This window comes from Treponema denticola (assembly GCF_024400535.1).
GTDB lineage: Bacteria > Spirochaetota > Spirochaetia > Treponematales > Treponemataceae > Treponema_B > Treponema_B denticola_C.
Map to the genome: position 1 here is coordinate 774,425 of NZ_CP038800.1, position 13,537 is coordinate 787,961.

The following is a 13,537-nucleotide window of genomic DNA, read 5'->3' on the forward strand; positions in this document are numbered from 1 at the left end:
ATTATAGGAGGTTATAAAATGAAAAAAGGAATTATAACTTGTTTACTGGTGTGCTGTGTCCTAATGCAGGCAGCAGCCGCTGACTACTATGTTTCAAAAGAAACGGGTAAGAACGGAAACGCAGGCACAAAAGATGCTCCGTTTAAGAATATTGAAAAGGCTGCTGAAAAGGCTCAGGCGGGCGATAAAATCTATGTTGCAGAAGGCAATTACTACGGCATTCGAGACAAGGGTTTTATCATGATACAAAAAGCAGTCGAAATTTACGGCGGATATTCCAAAGACTTTTCCAAACGGGATGTTTTAAAATACCGCACTCTTGTTATGCCGCCGGCCTCCTCAAACGGAACAGGCAGAGCAAACAAAGCTATGGAATTCGACATTAAAAACGGTGAGGGTAAAAAACTCGTAATTGACGGTATTATTTTTGATAAAGGTCTTTCAAACGGGTATCATCCCACAAAGGGTAAGCCTCAGGGTGTAGAAACCGGTATGCTTGTTTTACCGCCGGGTCAAGGTGTGAATGGTAATGAAAAATCCATTACAACAGAAAAGGCTATATTCGGCGGCAGTATTATGAAATGCGATGTGCTTATTCAAAACTGCGTATTCAACAATGCTTCCAATTTTGCCATTCAGTTTGGAGGAACAGGCAATGTTAAAATTTTAAATAACGTCTTTACTGCAAATGCAATGTCTGCTTGTGAAATTTGGGGAAAAGAAAATAAACCAAATGCCATAACGGTGGAGTTCGCATATAACACGGTCTTATTTACATGGCCGCGTACTCATGCTTTTGAAGATATGGGCTATGGGTTCCGCGTTATGACAAAGGTTGAGGTAAATATACACCACAATATTATTGGACTGTCTTGTCTTTCTGCAATCGACCGATGCCGAATCGATAGTCCCGCTTCAATGGAAAATGGACGAAAGGTACTCGTAGACAACAACCGCTTTTTTATGAACAAACAGGCGGATGTAACCCTGCCGGGTTTAGGAACCTTCGAGTATGTATGGGTAAAGGACTTTGAAGATGTAGACCGCTTTAATAGTGCAGAAGGAAATGAAGAATTAAAAGACATCGCTCCGCTTAAAAATGTCTTAAACAAGGCATACCTGGCTGGTTTTTTAAATGCTACTTATAAAGAAAAAACAGACTATGATGCCAACTCTCCTGCTAATGAGTTTAGGCGTGCAATGGGAATGAACCAAACAATGAAGGTTCAGACCGATGTGTCTATGTTTGCAAACAAATATCCTCAAGATGATGCCGTAAAGCTGTTCGGTGCGGTAAAAGGTTTCGGCGCACAGGCAATTAAGTAATTAGGTGGTTTTATTTAAAAATTATTCGGGCATTGCAGGCAGTGCCCGAATAATATCTGTTTTATCAATTATCCCGGTTATATCGGATAGAGGTAAAACATTTTTTTCCTTATATTACCCAGTTTCCGTCTTTTAGAATTTGAACTTGAGTTCCGTCTTTTTTTACGCCTATAACGGAAAGTTCGGGGCCGCCTACCATAAAGTCTACATGAATAATCGAATTATTCATTCCTATTTTTTTCTTGTCTTCATCGGAAAAGTCTGCTCCGCCTTTTATGTTTTCGCTGTAGGCATTTCCTATGGCAAAATGACAGGATGCATTTTCATCAAAAAGGGTGTTTTTAAAAAGAACTCCGGTATTGCTGATGGGGGAATCATCTGCGACTAAAGCGACCTCGCCTAATCGGCTCGCTCCTTCATCGGAGTCTAATAGGGATTGAAGCACATCCTTTCCTTCCTTAGCATCAAAGTCTACAACCTTTCCGTCCTTAAAGGTAAAATGGAAATCGTTTATAATTCTTCCTCTGGCAGCCAAGGGTTTTGTAGCTTTTAATGTTCCGTTTACCTTAAAGGCGTGGGGCATCGAAAATACTTCTTCAGTCGGGATATTAGCCATAAAGACATCGCCTCGAGTACTCTTGCCTGAACCGCCTACCCAGCGGTGCCCTTCGGTAAGATATACTTCCAAGTCTGTTCCCGGTCCCTTGTATAAGAGTTTTTCAAAGGCCATTTCGTTTAAAAAGTTTTGATGTTTTTTTAAGGCTGCATCATGTTCTTTCCATGCGGCGACCGGATCGTCCATGCTGACCCTTGTTGCATCGAAGACCTTTTCCCAAAGTTTTGTAAGGGCTTGCTCTTCAGTTAATTCCGGAAAGACAGATTTTGCCCAAGCCGGAGTAGGGTGGGCCGCAACGCACCATTTTACATGGTTTTCCATAGTGTATTTCATTATGGGCTTTGAAGCTATGGCTCTGGTTTTATTCCATTCCGAAACTTTTTTGGCATCTGCATTTTTTAAGAGTTCCGGATTGTCGGCTACTATTGCAAGGCGGTGGTAATTATTTTTATAAGCCGCTTCCATGTAGTCGATTTTAAATTTAGGCATTTCCTTAAAGATGCTTTCGTCTCCATAGGCATAGCGGGCAAGAGTCATCTCATCATCCGAAAAATCATAGACAACATCCTTAGCTCCCATCTTATAAGCCTGTTTTGTAACTTCACGAACCATGCCGATTGAGTGTTCGTTTACAAGCACAAATATTCCGTCGCCCTTTTGTATATTAAGGCCGACTTTTAAAATAAGTTCAACATACTTTTCTATATTTCGTTTAAAATCCATAAAATCCTCCAAGAATAATTTATAGTTTTAGCACTCTAACATAAAAAGAACAAAAAGTAAATGCTTTATATTTTATCCTGACTATATAAAGCTGTTTTTTTATATTTAGGACATCTCTAAAAACTGATGTTTTTAGAGGCTCCCTATATTTTGTCCGTCTTGCATTACATTCTTTTTTTTGTTATATTGTTAGCCATGAAAAAAATATTTAGTTTTGTTTTATGTTTTTTAATTCTTTCCTGCTTTTTTTCGTGTTCAAAAACAGAGAATACCAAAGAAGGAAAAGAAATAAGTATTGCGGTTTTTTTACCCGGTGTTAGAGCTGAAAGTCCGGTTTACGATATGCTGGCGTCAGGAGCTGAAGAGGCAGTTGATTCTGCAAATTCAAAGGGTAAAAAAGTAAACTTGAAAATTTTGGAAGCCGGTACAAATCAGGCAGACTGGGGAACGAAGCTCACCTCGCTTGTTGTTGACGGAAAATATGATTTAATAGTTTCTTCTAATCCGTCTTTACCCGGAATTATAGAGCCTATTTCCAAGCAATTCCCCAATCAAAAATTTTTAATTCTTGATGCCTATGCTCAGGGAAATCCGATGATCACAACTTTCCGTTATAATCAAAGAGAGCAGGCTTATATAGCAGGTTATATTTCTGCCTTGGTAAGTTTAAGTAAAATGGAATTTGCAAATGCTGAAAAAAAATTAGGGCTTATAGCGGGGCAGGAATATCCGGCAATGATGAATATAATTTTACCGTCATTTTTAGAGGGTGCAAGGGCTGTAGATCCGGAATTTTCCGTTGACTTTAAAATTGTCGGAAATTGGTATGATGCATCTAAAGGGGCGGAGCTGGCCAGAGCAATGTATAAAAACGGAGCAGATGTAATCATGCCTATTTCAGGCGGTGCTAATCAAGGAGTACTTGCGGCAGCAAAGGAATTGGGTTTTTATGTTTCATGGTTTGATAATAACGGTTACTCAAAAGCAAAGGGCTATGTAATTTCAAGTTCCGAGATGATGCAAAAAAAATTGGCCTACGAGCAAATTCTAAATTTCATTGAAGGAACTATAAAAGAAGGAACTGCTTCGACTCTTGGAATTAAAGAAGGTTATGTTAATTTTGTTTCCGATGACCCTATTTATATTCAAACCGTTCCGGAGGAGATACGAAAAAAACAAGAAGAAATGTTGAAGAAAATATATGACGGCTCTTTAGATTTGCCGGTAAAATAAATTATTAAAGGTTTTTCAAGAAGTGATGAATAAAACCACGGCTGAACTTAGAGGTATTTATAAAATATATGAAACGGAAAACAGCCGTACCGGAGAAATATTTGTAAATGCCGCATTGAGTTATGTTGACATAGAGTTTTACACTTCTGAAATTCATGCTTTGCTCGGAGAGAACGGAGCCGGAAAATCTACACTGGTAAATATTTTTTCCGGACTTATTTCTCCGACGCAAGGTTCAATAAAGATAGCGGATAAAGTTTTTAAATTCAGATCTCCGAATGATGCTCTAAATGCCGGTATTGCAATTGTCCACCAAAAGCCGCGCCTTGCTTTAAATGCAAGCGTTTTTGAAAATATAATGATAGGCAGCGGACAAAAAAGATTTTTATCTTTTATAAATCTACGCACTGAAAAACAAAAAATAGAGAATTTAAAATCCAAATGGAATATTGATTTGAATTTAAATGCAAAGATAAAAAATCTCTCTGCCGATAAAAAATTTTATACTGCAATGCTTTCAGCTTTATATCGTAATCCCAAATTTTTAATTTTAGACGAACCTGCATCGGTTTTTACAGATAAAGAGCGGATAACCTTCTTTTCAATGTTAAAGCAGAACTGTATGGAGTCTAAGATGGGAGTAATTTTAATTACTCATAAGGTTGAAGAAGCTTTAAATTTTTCCGATCGAATTTCGGTTTTAAAAAATGGAAAAATGCAAGGTAGTTTTTTAACTAAATCATTGTTATCGGATAGCTCGGCAGATATTTTTATAAAAAAACTGCTCTTTTCTGAAGATGTATTTTTGATGCGTGAAAAATCGGTTAAAAAAAATATTGATAAAGATAAAAAAGAAGGTGTCTCGCTTTTTAACATATATATTTCTTTTAATTCAGGCCTTAGTTCTGAAATACAAAAAGTTGAAATTGAAGCTGAAAGCGGAAGTATTATCGGACTTATAGGTTTCCCTAATAGCGGTATTGAGTATTTGGAAGATATTTTATCCGGAATGGTAGAGACAAAGCATGGGAATATAGATACAAGATATCATAGTGGATATATTTCAATTGAAACAAAAGACGAAAAAAAAGTTTTTGATTGTAAACTAATTAAACCTTCCTTTCTTCTAAAAAACAAAATAGGCTTTATTCCGTCAGATCGTAATTTCCGCGGAGCTGATGCAAATCTTTCAATTGAAGATATTTTAAATTGTTATAGATTTAAAAATGCCTTTTTCGATAAAAAAGATTCAGAGAAATTTATTTTATCGGTATTAAAAACTGAAAATATAATTGCCGGCAAAAGCCGTTTGGAGGGAACTATTTCAGGGGGGCAACTCCAACGTTTAATATTGGCCCGTTGTCTTGCAGAAAATCCTGAAATTATAATAGCATCCGAACCGGCATGGGGTTTGGATATGCTGAGTACAGAAATACTTATGAATAAGTTTCGAAGTCTGGCAGATCAAGGTAAAATAATTTTAATATTGACAAAAGAATTTGACACGGCTTCTTATAAAAATTATTTTGATAAAGTTTATATTTTAGGAAAAGAAAATTGAAAAAATACGGATTTTTAAGTTCCGGACCGGCTTTTTTGTTAGGAACTATAGTAATAATTGGCTTCATTGCCCTAGGTTCCCAAGATTCGAGAAATGCTTTATCTCAATTCTTTTTAAAGCCTTTTTCGTCTTTTTGGCATTTCGGAAATATGCTGAATAAAACAAGCTTGCTCCTATTTGCTTCATTGGGCTCCTTATTTGCTTTTAAGTGCGGCTGTTTTAATTTAGGCGGGGAGGGGCAAATATATTTTGCAGGTCTTTTGACGGGAATCCTTTTGCAGAATACTTGGACAGAGCCTGTATTTCAACTTGTTATTACAGGTTTAATTGTGTTTTTTGCTTCAGGCTTAATCGGCTTTATTTCCGGTTTTTTTAAAATTAAATTTAATGCTGATGAGCTTTTAACTTCTTTTTTAATTTCAGCTGCTATTTTGCCTGCGGTAAATTATCTTATAGGAAATCCGTTGAGAGATACATCAGGCAATTTACTTGCTCTGCCCCCGATTGCCGATGAGTTTCAACTTAAAAGTTTTTTACCTCCTTCTTCTTTAAATATATCTTTTATATTTTCACTTATTGCGGTTTTATTTTTTATTGTTTTTTTTGCAAAAACAAAATGGGGATACCGTTTGCGTCTTTCCGGAACTGCTCCGGAGTTTTCAAGGTTTGCCGGTTTTTCAATTTATGCTCCTCCTCTTGCGGGTATGGGTATTTCTGCAGGGCTTCACGGCTTAACCGGCTTTTTTGCAATTACAGGAACTTGGTATATTTGTCATCTCTCTTTTTCTTCGGGAATGGGATGGGCTGCTCTTGCGATAGCTTTAATTGCAAAAAATAGTTTCTTTGCAATTATTCCTACTGCTTTTTTATACTCATGGATACAAAGTGCTTCAGATGCTGCTGTAATGTCAGGTTCTTTGGTGTTTGATACTGCCGTGTTTTTGCAGGCTGTAGTTTTTCCTTTTATTTCGGCCAATTTTTTACCTATAAGGTTAATAAAACTTCTTTCCCGTATAAAGGGTTGTGTTTTCAAAAGGAAAAAATAATGATTGATGCATTACCTGTTATTTTGAAAATTTCTGCTCCTCTTTTATTTTTGGTTTTAGCTGCTTTGCTGACGGAGTATGCCGGTTCTCTGGCTGTTTTTTTGGAAGGTGCAGTTATAATATCGGCATTTTTTTGCGCTCTTATAACAATCGCTACAGGTTATCCTATATTAGGATTTATAGGTTCAATTATTTTGACATCATTAGTCCTTTTTTTACTTTCCTTATTTACCGTTAAGACAAATGCAAATTCTTTTTTAACAGGACTCTCTTTAAATCTATTTGCAGCAGGAATTGTACCTTGGGCATCGGAAGTTTTTTTAGGAAAAAGCGGCATAATCTCATTTGAAGAGTTTTCATCTTCTTCTTATATTCTACCGTCAAACAATTTAATCCCGTTTATAAGTGCATTGATTTTTGCTTTTTTAATATTTTTATTTTTAAAGCACACCTCAAAAGGAATCAATTTAAAATATTCGGGTGAAGCGCCCGATGTTTTAATAGCCCACGGAATAAATCCTAATAATTATAAAATATTTTCATGGACTATGGCAGGTTTTTTTGCGGCTTGTGCCGGAGCAACTCTTGTGTTTCGCCTTTCAGCTTATACCCCCAATATAAGTGCAGGCCGAGGATGGACTGCCTTAGCCGCAATTTTTTTAGGTAATAAAAATCCTATTTTGTGCACTGTTGCCGTACTAATTTTTTCTTCAGCCGAATATGCCGTTAATATTATGCAGGGCTCAATACAAATTCCTTCAGGGCTTTTATTGTCTTTTCCCTATGTTGTAGCTCTAATCTTCTTTATTGCAGCACCTTCCGCGAGAAAAAAATAAATTGAAAACTCAAGTGCTTGTTTTTTTATCCGTAATTTGTTAAATTAAATACAACTTATTTTAACATTTATGGAGGCGTTATGAGTAAGGGTTTGAAAACCGGATTGATTATTTTGGCTGTCGTTCTTGTTTTGGCTTTCAGTTTATATAATTTTTTTGTAGGAACATATAATTCTATTGTCAAAGCAGAAGAGAATGTAAAGTCTGCATGGAGTCAGGTAGAAAATGTTTATCAAAGGCGTTTTGATCTAATTCCTAACTTGGTAAATACTGTAAAAGGCTATGCAAGTCATGAATCTAAGGTATTTACAGATATCGCAGAAGCAAGGTCAAAGGCCGGAGGGGTTATGCAGGTTTCCGATGAGGTTTTAAATAATCCGGAATCCTTTGCAAAATTTCAACAAGCTCAAAGCGAACTTGGATCAGCTTTGCAGCGCTTGTTGGTTATTACCGAAAACTATCCTGAGCTTAAGGCAAATCAAAACTTTATGGATTTACAAACCCAGCTTGAAGGAACGGAAAACCGTATTGCCGTTGAACGAAAAAGATATAATGAAGCCGTTCAATCATACAATGTTTATATAAGACAATTTCCTCGTTCTATTATTGCAAATATGAACGGCTTTAGAGAAAAGGCTTATTTTAAGGCTGATGATCAAGCATCAACCGCTCCTAAAGTTAACTTTTAAAAATTATGCAAAAAGATAAAATCTTAAAAAAGATAATTGTTTTATGTTTTTTTATCTTTTATAATTTTAATTCTTTCGGCTTAGCCGTTCCTTCGCTTTCCGGTCCTGTAGTTGACAAGGCCGGAATTCTTTCGAGGAATGAATTTAATAAAATAGAAAATTTCCTTTTGGACTTGAACAATAGGTCTCAGGTTCAGATAGCTGTTTTGATAATTCCGTCCTTAGAAGGCGAATCTATTGAAGATTATTCTATGCAGGTTGCCGAAAAATGGAAGTTGGGTAATAAAGAAAAAGACTCAGGAGCTCTTTTGGTGGTTGCTGTTAAGGATAAAAAGCTTCGTATTGAGGTAGGTTACGGACTTGAACAAAACTTGACAGATTCAAGAAGCGGTCAAATCATCCAAAACTTTATCGCTCCTCAATTCCGTTCGGGTAATTACGGAGAAGGAATTTATGACGGACTCAAGGCTATGGCGGCTTATGCTTTAGAAGACGAAAGCCTCTTAAAAGAAATCAATGCATCAAATGAAGATGATGAAGGCGGATTTCCGCAAGCCTTATTGTTTTTACTTTTTGCCTATCTTATGATTTCAAAATTTTCTCCGGGAGGGCTTTTTTGGATATTCTACTTGCTCTCCCGAAGCGGCAGAGCGGGACGTTCCTTTAGCGGAAGATCATCTTCAAGAGGTTCCTTTTTCGGCGGGTCTATAGGAAGATCGTCAGGCCGCGGTTTTTCTGGCGGAGGATTTTCAGGAGGAGGCGGCAGCTTCGGCGGCGGCGGTGCCTCAGGAGGTTGGTAGTATGAGGAAAGTTCTTAATTTTGCCCACAGAGGTTTCAGAAGTAAGTATCCTGAAAACACGATGCTTGCTTTTTCTAAAGCAGCGGACTTAGGCGTTGACGGTATAGAGTTCGATGTGCACCTTTCTTCCGACGGTGTACCCGTTATCATTCATGATGAAGCATTGGATAGGACATGTAATGCTTCAGGTCTTGTAAAAGATTTTTTCTTTGCCGACTTAAAAAAAATAAATGCCGCAGCAAATTTTAAAAGTTCGGAAGCTTCAAGCGGAATAAAACATTTGGATGAAAAGATTCCTTCTCTTGAAGAGTATTTTGATTTTATAAAAAATAAGGATATTATTTCCAACATCGAATTAAAGACAGGTGTTTTTGAATATCCTGGAATAGAAGAAAAGGTATATGCTCTTTTAAAAAAATATAATCTGCAAGACAAATGTATTATTTCTTCTTTTAACCATGAAAGTGTTTTGAGGATGAAAAAGACAGATTCTTCCCTTGTATGCGGCTTTTTGGTTGATTCTTGGGATTTGCATCCGGCCGCTTATTTAAAGAAGTATGGCGTAGAGTGTTATCATCCTCCTGCATATAGGCTTACAAAAGAATTTGTCGATGAGCTTCATAATGAAGGCCTTAGGGTCAATGCTTGGTTCGGTTCAATTCAAACGGATTATTCCCAAGTTTTAAGTACAGGTTTGGATTCAATTATAACGGACTATCCTGATAAAATTGCCGCTTTATTATAAAGATTCCTCTAGTATAAATTTAAAAATATAGATATAATTATATTATGAAATGGGCGTTGGTTTTATCGGGCGGAGGCGCAAAGGGCCTTGCCTATATTGGAATGTTTAAAGCTCTTGAAGAATTGAACTGTCCGCTTCCTGATTGTATAGTCGGCTGTTCTATGGGGGCGATTATCGGCGGGCTCTATGCTTCAGGCATGACCGTAGATGAGATGATTTCTTTTTTTTCAAAAGGTTTTGATCTAACCGACTATCTGGATGTATCTCATTTGGGTTTTGGACTTACTAAGTTGACAAAGCTTTTACAAATCGGAGTAGGTTTAAATAATTTAATTTCTCATCAAGGAGCAGACTCAGGTGAAAGGAGTTTAACTCTTTTTAAAAAACTTTCCTGTTATCAAACATTTGATCAGCTTAAGATTCCTTTCTATTGTAACGCAACCGATTTATGTGAAGGGAATGAGGTGGTTTTTGATAAGGGATTATTGGCTGATGCGATGAGAGCTTCATACTCCTATCCCGGTTTTTTTGCTCCGTTTAATTATAACGGAAAACTTTTTGTAGACGGTTGTGTAAAAAATAATACTCCTGTTTGGATTGCTAAGGAAAAAGGTTTTAAAAATATCTTGGCCGTTACGCTTGGAACTTTTAAGGCAATAAATAATGATGATATAGATTCTTCGATTGCAATTTTAACACGATGTTTGGAAGTCGCTTCAATACGATCCGACTATAGAGTATGTAATACTCCGACTCATATTCTCGATATTGACATGAAAAAAACTGCTGCCTATGATTTTTCTGATCCTCTTTACCCGATTCAACATGGATATGCCGTAACTATGAATAATCGGGAAAATCTTCTTGATTTTTTTCAAGATGGTATTTCAGGTTTTTTATACAGAAGAAAAATGACAAAGAAAGTTATTAGGCGTTTAAAAAATGAAAAAGGTTTTTGATAATATTAAAATCTTAGATTTTTTAATACTCACTGTTATTACCGCTATTATAATTACTGTTTCCCTCTTTATATATTCAGCGGATAGCTCTTCTTTATATTTATCGGTAAGAACTCCTAAAGGATATTGGATTTATCCAATGGAAGAAAATATAGATTTTGCCGTAGAAGGTGAGATAGGTATTGTAAATATAAAAATAGAAGGAGGCGAAGCTTTTGTTGTCAGTTCAACTTGCTCAAATAAAAGCTGTATTTTAGCTCCAAGATTAAAAAATCACGGCGATTGGAATGCCTGCCTGCCGAATAAGGTCTTTTTATCGGTAGAAAAAAAATAAAATATAACCAATCTTCCATATTACTTAAATTATAAGCAAAACCACCCCTAGACAAAAGCTCCGATTTTGTGTATAGTCCTTGCGGAAGCAGATGGGGTCTGGTGGCTCCCGCGGTCTTCAAAACCGTAGGTTGCATAATTCGCAATGGCAGGTTCGATTCCTGCCTCTTCCGTACCTCCTTATAGATAAAACTAAACTTGCAAGCTAATGCGGGTAGTTGATTTTTTTTTAATAATAATTCATAATCATTTCTATGAAACGAAAATTAGTAACCTCGGCTTTGCCCTATGTAAACAATTTTCCCCATTTGGGAAACTTAATTCAAGTATTATCCGCTGATGTATTTGCGCGCTTTTGCCGCTTAAAAGAATATGAAACTCTTTATATTTGCGGCACCGATGAATACGGAACCGCTACCGAGACAAAGGCTCTCGAAGAAAAAAAGAGCCCCGAAGAGCTATGCTCATTCTATCATGCAATTCATGCTGAAATTTACAATTGGTTTAATATTGCCTTCGACTATTTTGGAAGAACTTCTACACCGCAGCAGACCGAAATAACTCAGGGTATTTTTAATGACCTCGATAAAAACGGTTACATTACCGAGCATACTATAGAACAGCTTTACTGCCCATCCTGTAAGCGCTTTTTGGCCGACCGCTATGTATTGGGCACCTGCCCTTCATGTTCCTATGACGGAGCAAGGGGCGATCAGTGCGAGCATTGCGGAAAACTTTTAGATCCTACCGATTTAAAAGAACCCCGTTGTTCCTCTTGCGGGGCATCTCCCGAAGTGCGCTCTACAACCCATCTTTATATAAACCTTCCCAAAATCGTACCGGAGTACAAAAAGTGGATGCCTAAGACGGCAGAGGAGGGAAGATGGTCAAACAATGCCCTTCAAATGTCAAAAAGCTGGCTTAGGGACGGCCTCCAAGAAAGGGCTATAACAAGGGACCTTAAATGGGGAATCCCCGTGCCCAAAAAAGGCTTTGAAGACAAGGTTTTTTATGTATGGTTCGATGCTCCAATAGGCTATATTTCGATAACAAAATGCTGGGCTGACCTTGCCGAAAAGGATTGGAAGGCATGGTGGCTTGATCAAAATGATGTAGAGCTTTTTCAATTTATCGGAAAAGACAATATTCCCTTCCATACGGTAATCTTCCCCTGTTCTCTCATAGGTTCCGGAAAAAATTGGACAAAACTCTTTCACATGTCCGGCACCGAGTACCTTAATTACGAGAACGGAAAATTTTCAAAGTCGAAGGGAGTGGGCGTTTTCGGAAACGATGCCAAAGAATCGGGTATCCCTGCCGATATGTGGAGATTCTACATCTTTTATAACCGCCCCGAAAAGAACGACACCCAGTTTACATGGAAGGATTTTCAGGAGAGGGTAAACAGCGAGCTTATCGGAAACCTCTGCAATCTTGTAAACAGGACTGCCACCTTTATTCACCGCTATTATGATGGCAAAATACCTCAAGTTGACGGAGCAAAATCAGGTCGGGAGGATATAAAGAGTATGGTAAAATCTTTAAGAGATGCCGCCTCTGCAAGCTTCAAAAAGATAAGGGAGCTTTCGGATTGGGCCGAGCTTAGAGATTCCTTCCATGAAGCCTTTGCCCTTTCCTCAGTTGCAAACAAGGCCTTTCAAGATGGAGAGCCTTGGAAGAGGCGCGAAACCGACCCTGAATATGCCGAAGCCCTTATGTCCGAGCTTTGCTATCTTATAAAGGATATTTTAATTTTAATTCATCCCTATATGCCCCAATACGCCGATCAGGCCGCAGGCTTTTTCGGACAAAAGATTTGGTCGGGAAATATCTTTGACGGTAATGCTCCGCAATTTAATAAGCCGGAAGGAGTCTTCCTTTCATGGAAAAATTTAGGCGAAAGGGAAGGGCTTAAAACGGTAGAAAACCCCGTAATCATCTTTAAGACCCTCGACAACAAGGTCATCGATGCCTATCGTGACCGCTATTCGGGAAGCCAAAAGGACAGAAAAAAATCGGAAAAAGGCTGTTCAGCTTGTAAGGACGGCGGCTCTTCAAAGTCCGATGCTGTTTCTTCTGCAAAGCCGGAAGTTAAACTCTCTCCGGCCGAGCTTTTTTCCAAAAAGATTGCCTTAAAAACCGCCAAGATTATATCCGTCGAAAGACATCCCGATGCCGACAAGCTTTACATCGAAAAGCTTGATGACGGCTCAGGCGAAGAAAGAACAATCCTTTCAGGTCTTGTCCCCTTTTTGAAGGAAGACGAAATCTTAGGAAAAACCGTCATAATTGCAGACAACCTAAAACCACGAAAGATGCGCGGTATCGAGTCGAAGGGGATGCTTTTGGCGGCAAGCTGGTATGATGAAGAAGAAAAAGAGCATGTTGAGCTTCTTCAAGCCCCATGGACCGCTCCCGGAACGCCCGTAATCCTTGAAGGCGATGCCGATCCTTCCGACCCTGAGGCTGTAAAAGCCTTTTACGCACAAAAACCGGCAGCGATAGACGCAGATACCTTCTTTGCCGCTCCCATATTGATAGAAGATTATATTCCTAAAATTGAGGGTAAAAAACCTTTGGCTGCCGGAAAAGAAATGAAGCTTGAAAAGGTAAAAACCGGAGAAGCGGGATAGGACGATTTTTGGGTTTATGATTTGATATAAACCCGAG

The 13,537-nt window shown here is 37.9% G+C and carries 12 protein-coding genes and 1 tRNA gene; 12 read left to right on the forward strand and 1 reads right to left on the reverse strand.

Annotated elements, in window-relative coordinates; genetic code table 11:
- Positions 1-18: 18 nt before the first annotated feature.
- Positions 19-1,326 (forward strand): right-handed parallel beta-helix repeat-containing protein, encoded by a 1,308-nt coding sequence (locus E4N78_RS03530; RefSeq protein ID WP_255811688.1) that lies wholly within the window; start codon positions 19-21, stop codon positions 1,324-1,326.
- Between the two features lie 109 nt (positions 1,327-1,435).
- Here the strand turns inward: E4N78_RS03530 and E4N78_RS03535 are convergent, their stop codons facing one another.
- A complete protein-coding gene (locus tag E4N78_RS03535; RefSeq protein ID WP_255811689.1) occupies positions 1,436-2,665 on the reverse strand; it encodes an aminopeptidase in 1,230 nt (409 codons plus the stop codon).
- A gap of 195 nt (positions 2,666-2,860) precedes the next feature.
- On the opposite strand from E4N78_RS03535, the gene E4N78_RS03540 reads away from it, so the two are divergent.
- The 11 genes from E4N78_RS03540 to metG all read left to right on the forward strand — a co-directional run bounded on the left by E4N78_RS03540 (position 2,861) and on the right by metG (position 13,500).
- Positions 2,861-3,898, forward strand: a complete 1,038-nt coding sequence (locus tag E4N78_RS03540; RefSeq protein ID WP_255811690.1) for a BMP family ABC transporter substrate-binding protein — start codon at positions 2,861-2,863, stop codon at positions 3,896-3,898.
- A gap of 25 nt (positions 3,899-3,923) precedes the next feature.
- Positions 3,924-5,459 carry an ATP-binding cassette domain-containing protein gene (locus E4N78_RS03545; protein ID WP_255811691.1) on the forward strand — a complete coding sequence of 512 codons (1,536 nt, stop codon included), beginning with the start codon at positions 3,924-3,926 and terminating at the stop codon, positions 5,457-5,459.
- Complete coding sequence (locus tag E4N78_RS03550) at positions 5,456-6,505, forward strand: ABC transporter permease (protein WP_255811692.1); 1,050 nt, start codon at positions 5,456-5,458, stop codon at positions 6,503-6,505. Before E4N78_RS03545 ends, E4N78_RS03550 begins: the two co-directional genes overlap by 4 nt.
- Complete coding sequence (locus tag E4N78_RS03555; protein ID WP_255811693.1) at positions 6,505-7,341, forward strand: ABC transporter permease; 837 nt, start codon at positions 6,505-6,507, stop codon at positions 7,339-7,341. The genes E4N78_RS03550 and E4N78_RS03555 overlap by 1 nt, the downstream gene beginning before the upstream one ends.
- A gap of 80 nt (positions 7,342-7,421) precedes the next feature.
- Entirely contained in the window at positions 7,422-8,030 is a 609-nt protein-coding gene (locus E4N78_RS03560; protein ID WP_255811694.1) for a LemA family protein, read from the forward strand.
- A 5-nt stretch (positions 8,031-8,035) separates the two neighbouring features.
- Positions 8,036-8,830, forward strand: coding sequence for a TPM domain-containing protein (locus E4N78_RS03565; protein ID WP_255811695.1), 795 nt, complete (start codon positions 8,036-8,038; stop codon positions 8,828-8,830).
- 1 nt (position 8,831) lies between these two features.
- Positions 8,832-9,575, forward strand: a complete 744-nt coding sequence (locus E4N78_RS03570; RefSeq protein ID WP_255811696.1) for a glycerophosphodiester phosphodiesterase — start codon at positions 8,832-8,834, stop codon at positions 9,573-9,575.
- Between the two features lie 44 nt (positions 9,576-9,619).
- A complete protein-coding gene (locus E4N78_RS03575; RefSeq protein ID WP_255811697.1) occupies positions 9,620-10,534 on the forward strand; it encodes a patatin-like phospholipase family protein in 915 nt (304 codons plus the stop codon).
- The gene (locus E4N78_RS03580; protein WP_255811698.1) at positions 10,518-10,868 is read left to right on the forward strand and encodes a NusG domain II-containing protein; all 351 of its coding nucleotides are present in this window, start codon (positions 10,518-10,520) and stop codon (positions 10,866-10,868) included. The genes E4N78_RS03575 and E4N78_RS03580 overlap by 17 nt, the downstream gene beginning before the upstream one ends.
- Before the next feature lie 83 nt (positions 10,869-10,951).
- A tRNA-Sec gene (locus tag E4N78_RS03585) sits at positions 10,952-11,040 on the forward strand.
- 81 nt (positions 11,041-11,121) lie between these two features.
- On the forward strand, positions 11,122-13,500 hold the full coding sequence (metG, locus tag E4N78_RS03590; protein ID WP_255811699.1) for a methionine--tRNA ligase: 2,379 nt from the start codon (positions 11,122-11,124) through the stop codon (positions 13,498-13,500).
- The last annotated feature ends 37 nt before the right edge of the window (positions 13,501-13,537 follow it).